The organism is Streptomyces sp. NPDC048507 (assembly GCF_043199995.1).
In the GTDB taxonomy this organism is placed as follows: domain Bacteria; phylum Actinomycetota; class Actinomycetes; order Streptomycetales; family Streptomycetaceae; genus Streptomyces.
In genome coordinates this window covers 16,561-33,844 of record NZ_JBICWZ010000016.1, presented here as the reverse complement: position 1 = coordinate 33,844, position 17,284 = coordinate 16,561, and the positions used below count along the sequence as shown (strand labels likewise).

Genomic DNA, 17,284 nt, shown 5'->3' with positions numbered 1-17,284 from the left:
CCCTACCGATCGAACGAGAGGTTCCGACCATGGGGCACGAGAGCTTCCGGCCCGGCATCACACACTTCCGCTGCCTGGGCGTCGGCGTGGGCCCGGCCAACCTGAGCCTGGCCTCCCTGCTGCACAGCAGGCCGGACGTACCCAATCTCTTCCTCGACCGCAAGGAGTCCTTCAGCTGGCACGACGGCCAGCAGATCCCGGGCACCACCCTCCAGGTCTCCCAGTTCAAGGACCTGGTCAGCCTCGCCGACCCGGCCAGCCCCTTCTCGTTCCTGGCCTACCTGCACGCCAAGGGGCGGGTCTACCACTTCCTCAACGCCCAGTTCGACGACGTGCCGAGGCTGGAGTTCCGCAACTACCTGGCCTGGGCGAGCCGCCGCAACGAGAACATCGTCTTCGGCGAGGGCGTCCGGGAGGTCGGCTTCGACGACGGACTCGGCGTGTTCACCGTCCTCACCGACCAGCGGGCCCTGACCGCCGAGAACGTCGTCGTCGGCGTCGGCAGCCGCCCCTGGGTGCCGCCGCAGGGCGAAGGACGGCTCGGCCCCACCCAGTTCCACGTCGCCGACTACCTGAACGCCGCCCGCGACGTCGGCGGCAAGCGGGTCGTCGTCATCGGCGGCGGCCAGTCCGGCGCCGAGGCCTTCCTCGACCTGATCTCCCGGGGCGGCTGGGAACTGCCCCGCCGCGTCTCCTGGATCTCGCGCCGGCAGAACTACTTCCCGATCGACGACTCGCCCTTCACGAACGACTACTACATGCCCAGCCACGCCGACTACTTCTACGGACTGCCGCGCGAGCGCCGCCAGTCGCTGAACTCCCGCAACATCCTGACCAGCGACGGCATCTCCGAGTCCACGCTGCGCGAGATCTACCAGACCATCTACGTCCACCGGTTCGTCGAGGGCAACGAGGACCTGGTCGCCCTGCACCCGGGCCGCGAGGTCTTCGACGTCAGCGCCGGGCCCTTCGGCGGCTGGGAGGTCTGCGCCCGCCACACCGGCGAGCCGGAGTCGGTGGAGCGCTTCGAGGCCGACGTGGTCGTCTGGGCCACCGGCTACCGCCCCGCCGCCATGGACTTCCTCGCGCCGCTGACCGGCCGGCTGGAGCACGAGGGCGAGGAACTGCGCGTCGACGAGGACTACGCCGTCCGCTGGGACGGCCCCGCCGACCGCCGGATCTTCGTCCAGAACGGGGTGCGCGGGCAGCGCGGCCTCGCCGACCCCAACCTCAGCCTCAACGCCTGGCGCAGCCGGCGCATCGCCGACCGGCTGTGCGGCGTACGCGGGGACGAGCAGCTGGCCTCCTTCATCGAGTGGTCCACGAAGGCACCGCAGGACGAACGGTGGAGCGCCTGATGGCCCCCGCCGACGTCGCCCCCGCCCCCGCCCCCGCCGCCGCCTCCGCCCCCGCCGACGTCACCGGGCCCGGCGCCTACCGCCGCACCGCGCCCCGGGCGGGCGGCCCCACCGGGGCGCGCTGCGACGTGGCCGTCGTCGGCGCCGGGATCCTCGGCGTCCTCATCGCCCGCGAGGTGCTGGCCCGGGACCCGGCCGCCACCGTGACCGTCCTCGACCGGGACATGATCGGCTCCGGCGCCACCCGCCGCTCGGCCGGGCTGCACTTCCCGCGCGGCGCCAACGACACCGTCCGCACCCTGGCCGCCGAGAGCGAGCGCTTCTACGCCGACCTCGCGGCGGCCCGCCCCGGCCTGCCCATCCACCCGCTCGGCATGAGCGTCCTGGCCCCCGAGGCCGCCGAGGAGCGGCTGCGCGAGGTCTACCTGCCCGAGGCCAAACTCCGCTGGACCGGCGAACTCCCGCCCTGCATACCGAGGCTGCCCGCCCACTTCGGAGCCTGGGAGGGGGACGGCTGCCAGTACGCGGACGTCCACGCCCTCACCCAGCTCCTCGCCGCCGAACTGCGCGGCCGGGCCTCCTTCCGCGAGGGCGTCGCGGCCCTGTCCGTCGCCGCCGGACCCGGCGGCGCCCGGCTGACCCTGACCGGCGGCGCCACCCTGGACGCCGGCCACGTGGTGATCGCCCCCGGGCCCTGGCTCGCCGAACCCGCCTGGCGGGAGCTGGTCGCCCCGCTCGGGGCCCGGGTCAAGAAGGTCGTCGCCCTGCATGTCGAGCGGGCGCCCGCCCCCGGGGACCGGGCCGTCGTCCTGCACGACGAGGACGCCTTCCTGCTGCCCCTGCACCACCGCGGGCACTGGCTGCTCAGCTACACCTGCCGGGAATGGGACGTCGACCCCGGCGCCGTCGACCCGGCGCCCACCGCCGGACACCTGCGCGAGGGCCGGGCCCTGCTCACCCGCTACGCCCCGGACCTGGCCGCCCACTGCCGCTCCGGCCGGGTCTTCTGCGACGCGTACGGGCCGGACGGCACCCCGCTGGTCACCCCGCTGGACCCCTTCGGCCGGCTCGTGTTCGCGGGCGCGGCGGGCGGTGCCGGCTACCGGCTGGCCCCGGCGCTCGCCGCCCGCGCCGCCGGTCTGATCCCCTCCCTCCCGTCCCCGCGAAAGGCCACGACATGATCATCGCGAGTTATGACGCCGACGTCCTGGAGCAGGCGTTCGGCATCGACATGAGCGGCGTCGAGGGGCTGGGCACCGGCGCCGGCTGGGGGCGCGTCGCACCCGGTCGCGCCACCGACAGCCACCGGCACGACGAGACCGAACTGTTCGTCGTCGTCTCCGGCCGGGGCGAGTTCGTCATCGACGGCGGCCGCCACCCGGCCGCCCCCGGCACCGTCATCCTCTTCGAGCCCTTCGAGTCCCACGTACTGGAGAACACCTCGGAGGGCGACCTCGTCTTCTTCACCCAGTACTGGCGCGACGCCGAGCGGGCCGCGGTCTCCGCGGCCGCCCCCGTCCGCAAGGGCTTCGGCGAGCGCCCCGTCTTCGTCTTCTCCACCCCGCCCACCCCCAACGGCGACCTGCACCTGGGCCACCTGTCCGGCCCCTACCTCGGCGCCGACGCCTTCACCCGCTACCAGCGCATGACCGGCGCCGAGGCCTACCACCTCACCGGTAGCGACGACTACCAGAGCTACGTCCTGGGCGCCGCCGCCCAGGACGGCCGCACCCCCGCCGAGACCGCCGCCCACTACAGCGCCGAGATCGCCGAGACCCTGCGGCTGATGGACATACCGCTGGACCAGTACACCGTCACCGACCAGGACCCGGCCTACCGCGAGGGCCTGCGGGACTTCTTCGGGCAGGTCGTCGCCTCCGGCGAGATCGCCGTCACCGAGACCGACGCCCTCTACGACGCCACCACCGGCGACTACCTCTACGAGGCCGACGTCAAGGGCGGCTGCCCCGGCTGCGGCACCACCACCTCCGGCAACATCTGCGAGGAGTGCGGCGAGCCCAACACCGTCGCCGACCTGACCGGCCCCCGCTCGGCCCGCTCCGACGCCCCGCCGGCCACGGCCCCGGCCGCCCGCTGGACCCTGCCCCTGCACGCCTACGCCGGTGACGTGCGGGCCCACCACCGGCTGGGCCGGGTCCCCGCCCGGCTGCGCGAACTGGCCGACCGCCTCTTCCGCCGCCCCGACCTGTCCATCCCCCTCACCCACCCCTCCGGCTGGGGCGTCGAGCCGCGCGAGGACGGCACCGAAGGCCAGGTCATCTGGGTCTGGCCCGAGATGAGCTACGGGTTCCTGCACGGCATCCAGTCCCTCGGCGCCCGCCTCGGCAAGCCCTGGAAGGCCGCCGCCCCGGCCGCCGACTGGAAGATCGTCCACTTCTTCGGCTACGACAACAGCTTCTACCACGCGGTGCTCTACCCGGTCCTCTACCAGCTCGCCTTCCCCGGCTGGACCCCCGACATCGACTACCACGTCAACGAGTTCTACCTGCTGGAAGGGGAGAAGTTCTCCACCAGCCGCCGGCACGCCATCTGGGGCAAGGAGATCCTCACCCCCGACACCGTCGACTCCGTCCGCTACTTCCTGGCCGCCACCCGCCCCGAGGGGACGCGCACCGACTTCCGGCGCGCCGCCTACGAGGCCACCCTCACCGACACCCTCATCGGCACCTGGCAGCAGTGGCTGAACGACCTCGGCCTGCGCGTCGCCAAGCACCACGGGGGCCAGGCCCCGGACGCCGGGAACTGGACCGCCGAGCACTCCGCCTTCCTCGCCCGGCTCGGCACCCGCCTGGCCGCCGTCACCGGCGCCCTGCAGAACGACTCCTTCTCCCTGAACCAGGCCGCCGCCGAACTCGACGGCATCGTCCGCGACACCGTCCGCTTCACCCGCGCCGAAGGCCTCCTCACCGACGCCCCCGGCTGGGAGAGCGAGAACCGCACCGCCGTCGCCCTCGAACTGGCCGCCGCCCGCCTCCTCGCGCACGCCGCCGCCCCCGTCATGCCCCGCTTCGCCGCCCGGCTCGCCGCCGCCCTCGGCGCCGGCGCCCCGGACACGTGGCCCCGTCACGTCGAACTCCTCGCCCCCGGCAGCGCCGTCACCCTCGCCGACGCCGTCTTCTTCCGCCCCGCCGAGCCCGCACGGTCCGCAGGGCTCCCGCAGTCCGCGCCCTCCGCCGAACCGGAGCTCACGCCCTGGCTCACCGCCGTCGTGCGCACCGCCCTGCGCCTGGGCGAGGACGAGCCGATCTCCCACCGCACCCTCACCCAGCTCGCGGCCGGCTCCCTCCAGGCCGTCACCGTCCAGTACCAGATCCTCGACACCCTCGACGTCGACCTGTCCATGGACGAACTCCTGCACGGCGGCACCCTCGCCGAGCTCGCCGCCGTCCTCGCCGAGCGCGCCGAGCCCGCCGCCGTCACCGCCCTGACCTCCGGAGAGGCCCGATGAACAGCCGCCGCATCCTGCGCGAGATAGCCGAGCGCGGACTGTCCGTCACCCTCACCGACGGCGACCTGCGCCTCCAGGGCAGCCGCGAGCGGATGGACCCGGAGTTCATCGCCCGGCTCAAGGCCGCCAAGCCGGACCTGGTCGCCCACCTCGCCCGCGAGGCCGGACACGGCCCCGGCTTCCCCCTCACCCCGCTCCAGCGCAGCTACCACCTCGGCCGCAGCGGCATCTTCGAGATCGGCGACGTCGCCAGCCACGTCTTCCACGAGATCGAGGGGGACTGGGACCTCGACCGGCTCCAGGCCTCCCTCGACACCGTCGTGGCCGCGCACAGCGCCCTGCGCTCCCGCTTCCTGTCCGACGAACGCCAGGCCACCGAGCACGGCGACCACGCCCCGCGCATCGGCGTCCTCGACCTGCGCGCCCACGACCGGCGCCAGCAGGAACTGATCCGCGCCGAACTGCGCGAGATGCGCTCCCACCAGGTGCTCCCCGCCGACCAGGCCCCCCTGCTCACCGTCGACGCGACCATCCTCGGCGACGACCGGATGGTGCTGCACGTCGGCCACGACGGGCTCGTGATGGACGGGATCAGCATGTTCCTGTTCTTCCGCGCCTGGTGGCACGCCTACCAGAACCCCGCCGCCGAGGTCCACGAGGAACTCCCCTACAAGGACTACGTCGCCGCCCTGGAGCACGCCCGCGACCGCGCCCCCGCCCGGCGCTCGCGCCAGTACTGGACCGACCGCTGCGACGACCTGGCCCCCCACCCCGACCTGCCGCTGCGCACCAGCCCCGCCGCCCTGAACGGCACCCGCTTCACCCAGCGCCGGGTCCGCCTGGACCGCGCGCGGTGGAGCGCGCTCAAGGACCGGGCGGCCGCGGCCGGGCTGACCCCCTCCGCGCTGCTGCTCGCCGCGTACGCGGAGACCCTGGCGACCTGGGGCGCCGGGGACCGGTTCACCCTCACCACCACCGTCGCGAACCGGCCGCCCGTGCACCCCCGCGTCTTCGAGGCGATCGGCCAGTTCTCCGACACCCTGCTCGTCGAGGCCGCGATCGACCGCGCCCTGCCGTTCGCACAGCGCGCCAAGGCCCTCCAGACCCGCCTGCACACCGACATCGACCACCGCCACTTCTCCGGCGTCGAGGTCCTGAAGGAACTGGCCCGCCGCCGCGGCGGGGTGGCCGGCGCGCGGATGCCCTTCACCTTCAACAGCGCCATCGGACACGTCAGCAGCGAGGTGGACGGCTCCGCCCTCGAACTCTTCGGCAAGGAGGTCTTCTCCGTCAGCCAGACCCCGCAGGTGTGGCTGAACGCCTTCGCGATGGAGCAGCACGGCGCGCTCGTCGTCCAGCTCGACGGCATCGACGAACTCTTCTGCGAGGGACTCCTCGACGACCTCGCGCACGGCTACGAAACCCTGCTCGGCGCGCTCGTCGACGAGGCGGCCTGGCAGCGCCACAGCTTCGACCTGATGCCGCCCGCCCAGCGCGAACGGCGCCGCGAGGCCAACGACACCGCCGTCGCGCTGCCCGACGAGATGCTCGGCGACGCCATCGTCGCCCAGGCCGCCCGCACCCCCGCCGCGCCCGCCGTCCTGACCGGCGACCGCACCATGAGCTACGGGGAGCTCCTGCACCGGGCCGCCACCGCCGCCACCTGGCTGCGCGGACAGGGCGTCGGCCGCGGCGAGCTCGTCGGCCTCGTCATGCGGCGCGGCCCCGAACAGATCGTCGGCATCCTCGCCACGGTGCTCGCCGGAGCCGCCTACCTGCCCGTGGACGCCGCCCTGCCCGCCGCCCGGCAGGAGTACATGCTGGCCGACGGCCGGGTGCGCTGCGTCCTGACCGACACCGGCGGGCCCGACACCGGCGCCCGCGCCTCCTTCGACCTCACCCGGCCCTGCTCCGGCCGCGCCGAGGTCCCCGACCGGCTCCCCGGATCCCACCCGGACGACCTCGCGTACGTCCTCTACACCTCCGGCACCACCGGCGCCCCCAAGGGCGTCATGGTCACCCACCGCAACGTCGCCAACGTCGTCGCCGACTGCCAGGAGCGCTTCGGGATCACCCCCGCGGACCGGTTCATGGCCATCAGCGCCTTCAACTTCGACCTCTCCGTCTGGGACGTCTTCGGCGCCCTCGCGGCCGGCGCGGCCCTCGTCATGCCCGACCGGGACAAGGCCGTCGACCCCGCGCACTGGCTCGACCTGTGCCGCCTGCACGACGTGAGCGTGTGGAACTCCGTCCCCGCCATCGTCGGCCTGCTGCACGGCCAGGCCCGCGCCGACGGCGCCGCACCGCCCGCGCTGCGCCTCGTCATGATGAGCGGCGACCGGCTCCCGCCCGCCCTGCCCGCGCAACTGCGCGCCCTGATCCCCGGCCTGGAGGTGGTCTCCCTCGGCGGCCCCACCGAGACCACCATCTGGAACATCCTGCACCCCGTCGGCGAGGAGGAGGACGGCGGCGAGTCCATCCCCTACGGCCGCCCCAACGCCAACAACCGGGCCTACGTCCTGGACCGGGACGGCCTCGACGCCCCCGACTGGGTCACCGGCGAGATCGTCGCCGCCGGCACCGGTCTGGCGCGCGGCTACTGGGGCGACGCGGAACGCACGGCCGCGCGCTTCTTCACGGACCCGGTCCGCGGCGAACGCCTGTACCGCACCGGGGACCTCGGCCGGTACCTGCCCGACGGGAACATCCAGATCCTCGGCCGCAGCGACTTCCAGATCAAGATCAACGGCTACCGGATCGAGGCCGGAGAGGTCGAGACCCGCCTCGCCGCCCTCGCCGAGGTCGCCCGCGCCGTCGTCGCCGCCCGGGGCAACCGCCTCGTCGCCCACCTCGTGCCGAGCGGCACCCACCGCCCGCACCTGAACGACCTGCGCCGGGCCCTGCGCTCGGACCTGCCGGACTACATGCTCCCCGCGGCCGTCCTGTGGCACGACGAACTCCCGCTGACCCGCAACGGCAAGGTCGACCGCACGGCCCTGGCCGCCCTCCCGGCCGACGCGGCCGCCGGACCCGACGGCCCGGCGGGCGCGGCCACGGGCACCAGCGCCCCCGCCACCCAGGCCGAGAAGATCCTCTGCGACATCTGGTCCACCGTCCTGCGCCGCCCCGACGTCGGCGCCCTGGACACCCTCGCCTCCCTCGGCGGCGACTCCATCGCGGCCGCCCGCATCCTCACCGCCGCCCGCAAGCGCTTCGGCGTCACCCTCACGCTCGACCAGTTCTCCGAGGTGGACACCGTCCGCGCGATGGCCGCCGTGCTCATGCCGGGGGGCGAGCGATGACCGGGCACCCGGAGACGTTCGAGGACCCGCGGACGGCCGGGGACCCGGAGACGATCGGGCGGATCGTCTCCGGGCCGCCCGGCGGCGGCAGCATCTCCGTCGCCCGCCTCGACGGCACCCGCACCATCACCCTGCGCGAGCTGTACGCCCGCTCCGGCCGGCTCGCCCACCACCTGCGGGACGCCTACGGCATCGGACCCGGCGACCGCATCGGCATCCTCGCCGCCAACAGCCTGGAATGGGTGCTCCTCGACCTCGCCGCGCTGCGCCTGGGCGCCCAGACCGCGGGCCTGGAACCGGGCAAGTTCACCCCGTCCACCGCCCTCATGGACCGCTACGGGCTGCACCTGCTCTGCACCGACCGGCCCACCGACGTCCCCGACACCCTCGCCACCGACGGGATCTGGCGGCTGACGGAACCCACCGGCGCCCCCGACACCCCGCTGCCGCCCGTGCGCTGGGGCGCCCGGGACGTCACCACCATCAAGTTCACCTCCGGCAGCACCGGCGTCCCCAAGGGCCTCGGCGCCACCGCCGGCAGCATCGACAGCTCGCTCACCGCCGTCCAGGAGATCTTCGGACACACCCCGGACGACCACCTCTTCGTCTTCCTGCCGCTCTCCCTCCTCCAGCAGCGCTACTGGGTCTACTCCGCCCTGCTGCACGGCCACGACGTCACCATCACCACCTACGAGGCCGCCTTCGCGACCCTGCGCCGGGTCCGCCCCACCGTCGTCATGGGCGTCCCCGCCTTCTACGAGAGCGCCCGCCGCACCATCGAGGGCCGGCTGCGCCGCTCCGCCGGACGCACCCTGCCCGAGGTGGCCCGCGCCCTGTTCGGCGACCGGATCCGCTACCTGTGGACCGGCTCCGCCCCCGCCTCGCCCGCCGTCCTGCGGTTCTTCACCGACGCCGGGATGGCGATCTTCGAGGGCTACGGGCTCAACGAGACGTGCATCGCGACCAAGAACCACCCCGGCGCCCACCGCGAGGGCAGCGTCGGCAAGGCGGTCCGCGGCAAGGAGGTGGTCATCGGCGAGGACGGGGTCATCAGCGTCCGCAGCACCCACCCCGTCAACAACCACTACGCGTACGCCCGCCCCGGCGAGTCCGAGAAGGTGTTCTCCCCGGACGGCACCGTCCGCACCGGCGACCTCGGCCACCTCGACGAGGACGGCTTCCTGTTCGTCCACGGCCGCGCCGACGACGTCATCGTCCTCGACAACGGCAAGAAGGTCATCGTGCGGCCCATCGAGGAACTGATGCGCGCCGACCCCGCCATCGCCGAATGCGTCGTCTTCAGCCCCACCCAGACAGAACTCGTCGCCGTGGTCTCCCCGGCCGCCCGGCCGGCCGACGCCCGGGCCATCGCCGCCCGGCTCGCCGCCACCAACGCCGTGACCGCCCCCGACGAGCGGATCAGCCGGGTCGTGGTCGCCGACCCGCCGTTCAGCATCGGCAACGGCCTGCTGACCTCCCAGTACAAGCCCAAGCGCCCTGACATCCGGGCCGCCTACCACTCCCCGCTGCACACCCAGGAGGCCGGAATCCATGCCTGAGAACCCGTCCGAGATCGAAGCGGCAGCCCGCGACCAGCTCTCCCTCGTCCTGATCCCCGAGGTCGCGCCCGACGCCATCGACGCCGACGCCGACATGGTCGCCGCCTACGGCCTGACCTCCCTCAACAAGGTCCTCTTCCTCACCGAGGTCTGCGAGGAGACCGGCGTCGACCTCGCCCACTTCACCGAGCACGACCTCGCCGACATGCGCACCCTGCGCGACGTCACCGCCGCCCTCACCCGCCACCACGCCCCCACCGGAGTCTGAGCCATGAGCTGGAGCGAGCACGCCGCCGCCGTCCTGGAGAACGACCGGGTCCGCCTCACCCCGGTCACCGAGGCCGACCGCGAGGGCGTCCGGGCCGTCGCCATGGACCCCGACATCTGGCGGTACTTCGTCGCCGCCGTCGACACCGACGCCGACTTCGAGGCCTTCTTCGACACCAACCTCGCCGACCACGCCGCCGGCCGCCGCTTCGTCTACGTCATCACCGACAAGGACAGCGGCCGCACCGCGGGCAGCATGAGCTTCGGCAACCTGGCCGAGGCCGACCGCCGCCTGGAGGTCGGCTGGTCCTGGCTCGGCCGCGACTTCCGGGGCCGCGGCGTCAACCACTGGGCCAAGGCCTTGCTGCTGGAGCACGCCTTCGAGGTGCTCGGCGCCGAACGCGCCGAGTTCAAGACCGACGTCCTCAACGTCCAGGCCCGCCGCGGCCTCGCCAACATCGGCGCCACCGAGGAAGGCGTCCTGCGCAGCTTCAACTACATGCCGGGCGGCCGCCGCCGCGACGCCGTCTTCTACAGCGTGCTCCGCTCCGAATGGCCCGCTGTCCGGGCGCTGCTGGCGCGCGGCCCGAAGAACGCCGTACCGGCATGAGCGCCACCACCACCGACGGGATCACCTTCATACGGACGGCGGGCACCCCGTACGAGATCGGCCGCGCACACGGGGCCGCCCTGGCCGCCCCGCTGCGGGCCTTCCTCGACGACGGGCTCGCCCGCCTGCGCCACCTCAGCGACCGGCCCCCCACCCTGCCCGGCCTGCTGGCGACGATCGCCGCCCACCGGGCGGCGGTCGAGGCGGCCCTGCCCGACCTCGCCGAAGAAGTGGCGGGCCTCGCCGACGGGGCCCGGATCAGCGCCGACGAGGCCTGGCTGCTGCAGATCCGCCGCGAGGTCATGGGCTACTCCGCCGTCCGCCCGGCCGGCGACTGCACCACCTACGCCCGCACCGGCCCCGGCGGCCCGCCCGTCCTCGCCCAGACCGTCGACCTCAGCGGCGACCTCGACACCCACATCGCCGTCCTGGAGACCGCCCGCACCGGAACCGGCCGGCGCTCGCTGGTCCTCAGCTTCGCCGGACTGCTCGGCTACCTCGGCCTCAACAGCGACGGCCTCGCCGTCGGACTCAACCTGGTCCTCGGCGGCACCTGGCGCCCCGGCGTCCCCCCGTACCTGGCGATCCGCCACCTCCTGGACAGCGCCCGGGACACCGGCGAAGCCCTGAAGATCCTCGCCGGCCTGCCGCTGACCAGCTCCCGCTCGCTCATGCTCTGCGACCGCGAACGCGTCCTGTACGCCGAACACCTCGACGGCGAGCTGCGCGTCACCGAGGCCGCCCCCGGCGAACTCGCCCACACCAACCACTTCCTGCACCCCGACTTCGCCCCGGCCGACGAACTGAACGTCTTCGCCCGCAACTCCTCGCTGCGCCGGCTGGGCGCCGCCCGCGAGGGACTGTCCGCGCTGCCCGCCGACGCGTCCGCCGAGGACCACTTCGCCCTGCTGTCCCGGCCCCCGGTCTGCGTCCCCGACCGGGGCGACATCCGCGCCGAACGCACCGTCGCCGCGGCCGTCATGCTCCCCGCGGCGGGCCTGCTCCACCTGCGCCCGGGCGACCCCTCGCGCTCGCGCACGCAGGTGTTCGCCCTGTAGGCCCGCCCGCGGGAGGGCCGCACGCGCCAAGGGCCCGTGTCCGAGAAAGGAGCACGATGGACGCATGGCTGGTCGATCTCGACCAGGTCGACCCCACCGACATCAGCGCGCACTATCCCGAGGGCCTCACCGAGGAGGAACTGCGGCGCGGCGCCGAGTTCGTCCACGCGCGGGCCGCCCACCGCTTCTACCGCGCCCGGCTCACCGTGCGCCGGCTGCTCGCCGACCGCCTCGGCCTCGCCGCGCGGGACCTGCGCATCCACTACGACCCGGCCGGCAAGCCCTACCTGCCCGACCGGCCCGGCACCCACGTCAGCTGGTCGCGCTCCGACGGACTGCTGCTGCTCGGTGCCACCGAGACCGGGCCGATCGGAGTGGACGTGGAGCTGGTCCGCCCGGCCACCGCCAGCCTGGACGTGCTGACCTTCGTCTACCCGGGGGTCCCGGCCGGTGCCACCCCCGAGACCTTCTTCCACGCCTGGACCCTGCTGGAGGCCGCCGTGAAGGCCACCGGCCGGGGCCTGACCGACGGGGCCCGCGACGTCGACCTGGACTTCGGGCCCGACGGGGCCGTCACCCTGCGCGGGATCACCGGCCACGGAACCCTGCCCTGGCACGGCCACACCGCGCTCCAGCCCACCCGGCAGGACTCCCCGTGGGCCATGACGGCCTTCGTCTCCCGGGAGCTCCCGCCGGTCACGGTCCTGCCCTGGCCGGACCGCGCCCGCGACCTCGTACGGGTACGGGCGCGGGCCCGGGCCCGGGCGGGCGGGCTCACGGCGAGCTGAGCACCGGGGTCCCGTCCGGGGCGATCGCCGAGAAGCCGGTGTACGGCACCAGCGCGGGCGGCACGGTCACCGAGCCGTCCGCGCGCTGGTACTGCTCCAGGACCGCCACCAGCGTGCGCCCGACCGGCAGCGCCGAACCGTTGAGGGTCGCCGCGAACGCCTTGCGGCCGTCCCGGTCGCGCACCTTGATGCCGGACCGGCGGCCCTGGAAGTCCCCGCAGTCCGAGCAGGAGGAGATCTCCCGGTAGGTGCCCTGGCCCGGCAGCCACACCTCGATGTCGTACGTGCGCCGGGCGGCGAACCCCAGGTCCCCGGCGCGCAGTTCCACCACCCGGTGGGCCAGCCCCAGGCGCCGCAGGGCCGTCTCGGCGTGCCCGGTCAGCAGCTCCAGCTCCTCGGCGGACCGCTCGGGCCGGCAGATCCGCACCAGCTCGACCTTCTCGAACTGGTGCAGCCGCACCAGCCCCCGGGTGTCGCGCCCGTACGAGCCCGCCTCGGCCCGGTAGCAGGGCGTGCACGCCGTCAGCGCCAGCGGCAGCGCCTCCTCCCGGAGGGTCTCGCCCCCGTACAGGCCGACCAGCGGCACCTCGGCCGTCGGGACCAGCAGCAGGTCCCGGTCGGCGGCCGTCGTCAGGAACAGGTCGTCCTCGAACTTCGGCAGCTGCCCGGTACCGGTCATCGTCTCCCGGGTCACCAGGTGCGGCACCCCGTGCTCGGTGTACCCGTGCTCGGTGGTGTGCAGGTCCAGGAGGAACGCCGCCAGCGCCCGTTCCAGCCGGGCCCCCGCCCCCCGGGTCACCGCGAAGCGGGAGCCCGACAGCCGGGCCGCCCGCACCTGGTCCAGGATCCCGAGGCCGGTGCCGATGTCCACGTGGTCGCGCGGGGTGAAGTCGAAGCCCGGCACCTCCCCCCAGACCCGGCGCACCACCGGCGGATCCTGCTCCGTGCCCCCGGGGACGTCCGGGTACGGCAGGTTGGGCACGGACAGCAGCAGCGCGCCGAGCCCCTCCTCCGCCTCCCGCAGCTCCCCCGACACCGAACGCAGGCGGTCCTTGGCCTCCTGCATCCGGGCCCGGGCCGCCTCGTCGGGGCGCACGCCGCTGCGCGCGGAGCGGTTCTGCTCGGCCCGCAGTTTGTCCCGCTCGGCGATGAGCCGGGCGCGCTGTTCGGTCAGGTCGCGCAGGGCGGCCCGGTCCAGCCGGTGTCCGCGACGGGCCAGGGCCTCCTGTGCCTCGTCCTGGAGCAGGGTGTGCGGGTCGTGCATGACGGGCTCCTCAGTCAGGGGAGAGGGGGGATGTCCTGCGCCGCGGTGGCGACCGCGCGGTACCGCTCGGGCGCCCGGGCCCGCAGCCAGCCGGCGTAGCCGAGCCCGCCGAGCGCGGCCGCGACCATCAGCCAGGGGATCCGGTTGACCCAGGCGGAGGTGGTGCCGGTGACCAGGGGGAAGTTGGCCAGCAGCAGCACCAGCGCGCCGACCAGCCCGGCCAGCGCCAGGACGGGGGCCAGCCGGGTCCGCCACCAGTGCGCGTCCGGATGCCGGCGGAAGAACACGAGCACCGCCACGGCCACCGCCGCCTGGAGCCCGACGATCCCGACCGTGCCCAGCGCGAGCATGGTGGTGGCCAGCGTGGTGTACGGGTGCGCCCCCGCGAGCGCGAACAGGGCGCAGACCAGGGCCGTGGCCACCGACAGCACCGCGCTCGCCCGGTGCGGGGAGCCGTGCCGCGGGTGGATCCGGGCCAGCGAGCCCGGCAGCACCCGCTCGCGGCCCAGCACGAACAGGTACCGGTTCGCGGCGGTGTGCAGTCCCAGCAGCGCCCCGAACAGGCTGGTGCACAGCAGGACCTGCATCACGCTCGTCGCGAAGGAGCCGAGGTAGTCGTCGGACAGGTGGAAGAACAGGTCGCCCAGCTCCGCCGAGGCCCGGTCCGCGACCCGGCCGGCGCCGACCGCCCCGACCGCCGCCCAGCTGATCACCGCGAAGAAGACGGTGATGAGCACCACCGAGGTGTAGGTGGCGACGGGCACGCTGCGCCGGGGGTCACGGCTCTCCTCGCCGTACAGCGCGGCAGCCTCGAAGCCCACGTAGGAGATGAGCGCGAACATCAGCGCCACGCCCAGGCCGGGGGAGAAGACGGTGTCGGGCCGGAAGGAGGCGGCCGGGAGGGTGTCCGCGCCGTGCCGCACGCCGATGGCCAGCGCGAGCAGGCCCAGCACCGCCACCTCGGCGACCATCAGGACCGCCAGCAGCCGGGCGCTCAGGTCGATGCGCCGGTATCCCATGACGGCGGTCAGCGCGAGCGCCCCGCCCGTCCACACCGGCCACGGCACCGGCAGGTGGTGGGCGGCGGCGACCAGTTCGGCGAAGTAGCCGAAGGCCCCCGCGATGCCCGCGACCGCCGCCGTGTAGGCGAGGACGGCCGTCAGCCCGCCCGCGACGGCCGGCGGCCGTCCCAGTCCCTGCCCGATGTACGTGTAGAAGCCGCCCGCCCCGACCACGTGCCGGCTCATCGCCGCGTAGCCCACGGAGAAGCACAGCAGGATCAGCCCGGCCAGGGCGAAGGTGGCGGGCACCCCCGCCCCGTTGCCGATGGCGTAGGCGAGCGGCACCGAGCCCACCACCCCGGACATCGGGGCCGCCGCGGCGACCACGAGGAACACGATCCGGGGGGTGGTCAGGGTCCGGCGCAGCGCGGGCTTCCCGGCGGCCGCGTCCGCCGCGGCGGCGCCCGCTCCCGCTCTCGCGGGGATCGTGGACGTCACCGGATCACCTCGGGTGGTTGCGGATGATGTCGACGGCCTCCGGGATGCCCATGTACGGCAGCCGCACCTCGGCCATGTCGTCGGTCCACTGCTCGGCGAGGTCGTAGCGCTGCTTCGGGGTGGTCTCCAGCAGCTTGCAGCCGGGGAAGACCTCGTACCCGTCGAGGAGCCGGGCGTGCGCGAACATGCCCTGCTGGAAGAGCTCCTCGCGCTCCAGCACGAACTCCTCGGACGGCAGCTCGTCCCACAGCCGGCGCCCGCGCCGGATCAGCTCGATCAGCCGCGGCCGGTACGAGGGCGTGCGCGCGAGGTGCTCGCGGACGATCGAGCTGCCCACGGTCAGGTGGCGGATCTCGTCGATGGACGCCCCGCGCGCGATCTCGGCGGCCGCCGGGTCCAGCAGGGTCCACTTGCGCTCGCTGAGCTCGGCGGCCGGGGCGAGCACCCCCTCGATGACGATGGTGAACACCGCGACGGCGCCGATGAAGTCGCCCTCGTCGCGCACGACCGAGGTGGCGAACTCGGCGATCGGGTTCAGCACCCGCTTCGTGTAGTCGGCGCCCTGCTCCCGGATGAAGTCCAGCAGCCCGGCCCGCGGCACCCCCAGGTCCGTGAGGTGCTTGCGGAAGATCATCGCGTGCCGGGCCTCGTCGACCACCTGGGTGGTGAAGAACTCCTGCTCGACGACCCCGGGCGCGCCGATCACGTAGTGCGACAGCACCTCGACCGCGCGGGTCTCGGCCAGCGAGCGGTTGCCCAGCTCCAGGACGAGGGCCTCGCGCAGCGGCCCGTCCTCGCGCATGTACGCCGGGGTCTCGGCGTCGTGCCCGGCCTCGGCCCGCCCCCGCAGGGTGCCCTGGGCGACGGCCGACAGCCAGTACCCCAGGTCGCACTCGTCGGCGGTCAGGGTCATCTCCTGTGCCCCGTCGAGCAGGTTGGGCGCGCGGTCCCAGTCGGCCTCGACGGGGATCTGCGGGACGGTGGTCATGAGGCAACCTCACTGGGAGAGACGGAAGCGGCGGGAGTGACGGCGGCGCTGTGCATGCGGCCGGCGAAGCTGAGCATCGGGGAGTCGACGGTGTGGGTGCCGCCCGTGACCTCGGCGAGGAGCATGTCGTGGTCGCCGACCTGGTGCCAGCCGAGCACCCGGCAGGCCATGTGGGCGAGGCTGCCGCCGAGCAGCGGAGCACCGGTGAGCGGGTCGGTGGACCAGTCGAAGCCCTCGAACTGGGCGTCGCCGAGCGGGCGGGAGGGGTTGGCGAAGCGGCGCGCCACGTCGTTCTGCGCCGAGGCGAGGACGTTCACCGAGAACTTCCCGGCCCGCCGCACCATCGAGGCGAAGGTGGAGGTGGGGCGCAGGCACGCGCCGAGCACGAGCGGGTCCCGGGACAGGGTGACGACGGCGCTGGCCGTGGTGCCGTGCCGGACGCCGTCCCGGCTGACGGTCAGCACCGTCACGCTGGAGGCGAGCCGGCGCAGCGCCAGCCGGGCCGCCTCCGGGTCCTCGTACCCCTCGGCGGGCGCGGCGGGCGAGCGGTCGGTGAGCCAGGTCGGGTAGCGGCTCACCGGTTCACCCCGACGGCCGGGGCGGAGCCGGTGGCGGCGAGCGTCGCCGGGTGCTCCTCGTACGGGAGCGGGACCGGGCCGTCGGTGGCGCCGCGGCGCCTCAGCATCGCCGTGACCTGGTCGACCAGCGGGGTGTCCACCGGCTCGAAGGGCAGCCCGAACGGCTTGAGGAAGTTGCCGAAGACGCCGCGGTCGCCGAAGACGTGGAACGGCAGCGCCAGCAGCGCCCATTCGGGACCGATCAGCCACATCCACAGCAGGCCGACGGCGGCCACGCTGAGCAGGCTGTGCATCGTGTTGTAGAGGACGTAGTACGCCTTCGGGATCCGGCCGTCGGCGCTGCGCCGGTAGGCGATGGCCCCGGGGATGTAGCCGATCAGGTCGATGTAGAGGAACAGGCCGATCGCGGCGAACCAGTTGATGTCCAGGAAGTGCCACAGGATGAACCCGATCGTCACGGCGAAGGCGACCAGGTACTCGGCGCGGTGCAGGCTGAAGGTGACCGGTGATTCCACCGGGTTCTTGATGTCCATCAGGGGTGTCC

Annotated in this window: 14 protein-coding genes; 9 read left to right on the top strand and 5 right to left on the bottom strand. The window is 74.1% G+C overall.

The window, feature by feature from the left end; genetic code table 11:
- Window positions 1–29: 29 nt before the first annotated feature.
- Genes ACGFXC_RS30980 through ACGFXC_RS30940 form a run of 9 tightly spaced genes read left to right on the top strand, consistent with a single transcriptional unit; the run spans window position 30 to window position 12,411 of the window.
- Window positions 30–1,358, top strand: coding sequence for a lysine N(6)-hydroxylase/L-ornithine N(5)-oxygenase family protein (locus ACGFXC_RS30980; protein ID WP_393718191.1), 1,329 nt, complete (start codon window positions 30–32; stop codon window positions 1,356–1,358).
- On the top strand, window positions 1,358–2,539 hold the full coding sequence (locus ACGFXC_RS30975; RefSeq protein WP_393718190.1) for an NAD(P)/FAD-dependent oxidoreductase: 1,182 nt from the start codon (window positions 1,358–1,360) through the stop codon (window positions 2,537–2,539). Before ACGFXC_RS30980 ends, ACGFXC_RS30975 begins: the two co-directional genes overlap by 1 nt.
- Window positions 2,536–4,827 (top strand): class I tRNA ligase family protein, encoded by a 2,292-nt coding sequence (locus tag ACGFXC_RS30970; RefSeq protein WP_393718189.1) that lies wholly within the window; start codon window positions 2,536–2,538, stop codon window positions 4,825–4,827. Before ACGFXC_RS30975 ends, ACGFXC_RS30970 begins: the two co-directional genes overlap by 4 nt.
- Window positions 4,824–8,129, top strand: coding sequence for an amino acid adenylation domain-containing protein (locus ACGFXC_RS30965; RefSeq protein WP_393718188.1), 3,306 nt, complete (start codon window positions 4,824–4,826; stop codon window positions 8,127–8,129). The genes ACGFXC_RS30970 and ACGFXC_RS30965 overlap by 4 nt, the downstream gene beginning before the upstream one ends.
- Window positions 8,126–9,688 carry an AMP-binding protein gene (locus tag ACGFXC_RS30960; protein WP_393718187.1) on the top strand — a complete coding sequence of 521 codons (1,563 nt, stop codon included), beginning with the start codon at window positions 8,126–8,128 and terminating at the stop codon, window positions 9,686–9,688. The genes ACGFXC_RS30965 and ACGFXC_RS30960 overlap by 4 nt, the downstream gene beginning before the upstream one ends.
- Window positions 9,681–9,956: a phosphopantetheine-binding protein gene (locus ACGFXC_RS30955; RefSeq protein WP_393718186.1), complete on the top strand. Its 276-nt coding sequence runs from the start codon at window positions 9,681–9,683 to the stop codon at window positions 9,954–9,956. Before ACGFXC_RS30960 ends, ACGFXC_RS30955 begins: the two co-directional genes overlap by 8 nt.
- A gap of 3 nt (window positions 9,957–9,959) precedes the next feature.
- On the top strand, window positions 9,960–10,565 hold the full coding sequence (locus ACGFXC_RS30950; protein ID WP_393718185.1) for a GNAT family N-acetyltransferase: 606 nt from the start codon (window positions 9,960–9,962) through the stop codon (window positions 10,563–10,565).
- On the top strand, window positions 10,562–11,623 hold the full coding sequence (locus ACGFXC_RS30945) for a C45 family autoproteolytic acyltransferase/hydolase (RefSeq protein WP_393718184.1): 1,062 nt from the start codon (window positions 10,562–10,564) through the stop codon (window positions 11,621–11,623). Before ACGFXC_RS30950 ends, ACGFXC_RS30945 begins: the two co-directional genes overlap by 4 nt.
- 56 nt (window positions 11,624–11,679) lie before the next feature.
- On the top strand, window positions 11,680–12,411 hold the full coding sequence (locus ACGFXC_RS30940; RefSeq protein WP_393718183.1) for a 4'-phosphopantetheinyl transferase family protein: 732 nt from the start codon (window positions 11,680–11,682) through the stop codon (window positions 12,409–12,411).
- Here the strand turns inward: ACGFXC_RS30940 and serS are convergent.
- The 5 genes from serS to ACGFXC_RS30915 are packed head-to-tail and all read right to left on the bottom strand — an operon-like array spanning window position 12,398 to window position 17,273.
- Window positions 12,398–13,675, bottom strand: coding sequence for a serine--tRNA ligase (gene serS, locus ACGFXC_RS30935; protein ID WP_393718182.1), 1,278 nt, complete (start codon window positions 13,673–13,675; stop codon window positions 12,398–12,400). The two genes, ACGFXC_RS30940 and serS, sit on opposite strands and share 14 nt — an antisense overlap.
- 14 nt (window positions 13,676–13,689) lie before the next feature.
- Window positions 13,690–15,174: an APC family permease gene (locus ACGFXC_RS30930; RefSeq protein ID WP_393718181.1), complete on the bottom strand. Its 1,485-nt coding sequence runs from the start codon at window positions 15,172–15,174 to the stop codon at window positions 13,690–13,692.
- Between the two features lie 4 nt (window positions 15,175–15,178).
- Window positions 15,179–16,162 carry a VlmB-like protein gene (locus tag ACGFXC_RS30925; protein ID WP_393718180.1) on the bottom strand — a complete coding sequence of 328 codons (984 nt, stop codon included), beginning with the start codon at window positions 16,160–16,162 and terminating at the stop codon, window positions 15,179–15,181.
- Entirely contained in the window at window positions 16,159–16,740 is a 582-nt protein-coding gene (locus ACGFXC_RS30920) for a flavin reductase family protein (protein ID WP_393718179.1), read from the bottom strand. The genes ACGFXC_RS30925 and ACGFXC_RS30920 overlap by 4 nt, the downstream gene beginning before the upstream one ends.
- Window positions 16,737–17,273 carry a hypothetical protein gene (locus ACGFXC_RS30915; RefSeq protein ID WP_393718178.1) on the bottom strand — a complete coding sequence of 179 codons (537 nt, stop codon included), beginning with the start codon at window positions 17,271–17,273 and terminating at the stop codon, window positions 16,737–16,739. The genes ACGFXC_RS30920 and ACGFXC_RS30915 overlap by 4 nt, the downstream gene beginning before the upstream one ends.
- Window positions 17,274–17,284 lie beyond the last annotated feature (11 nt).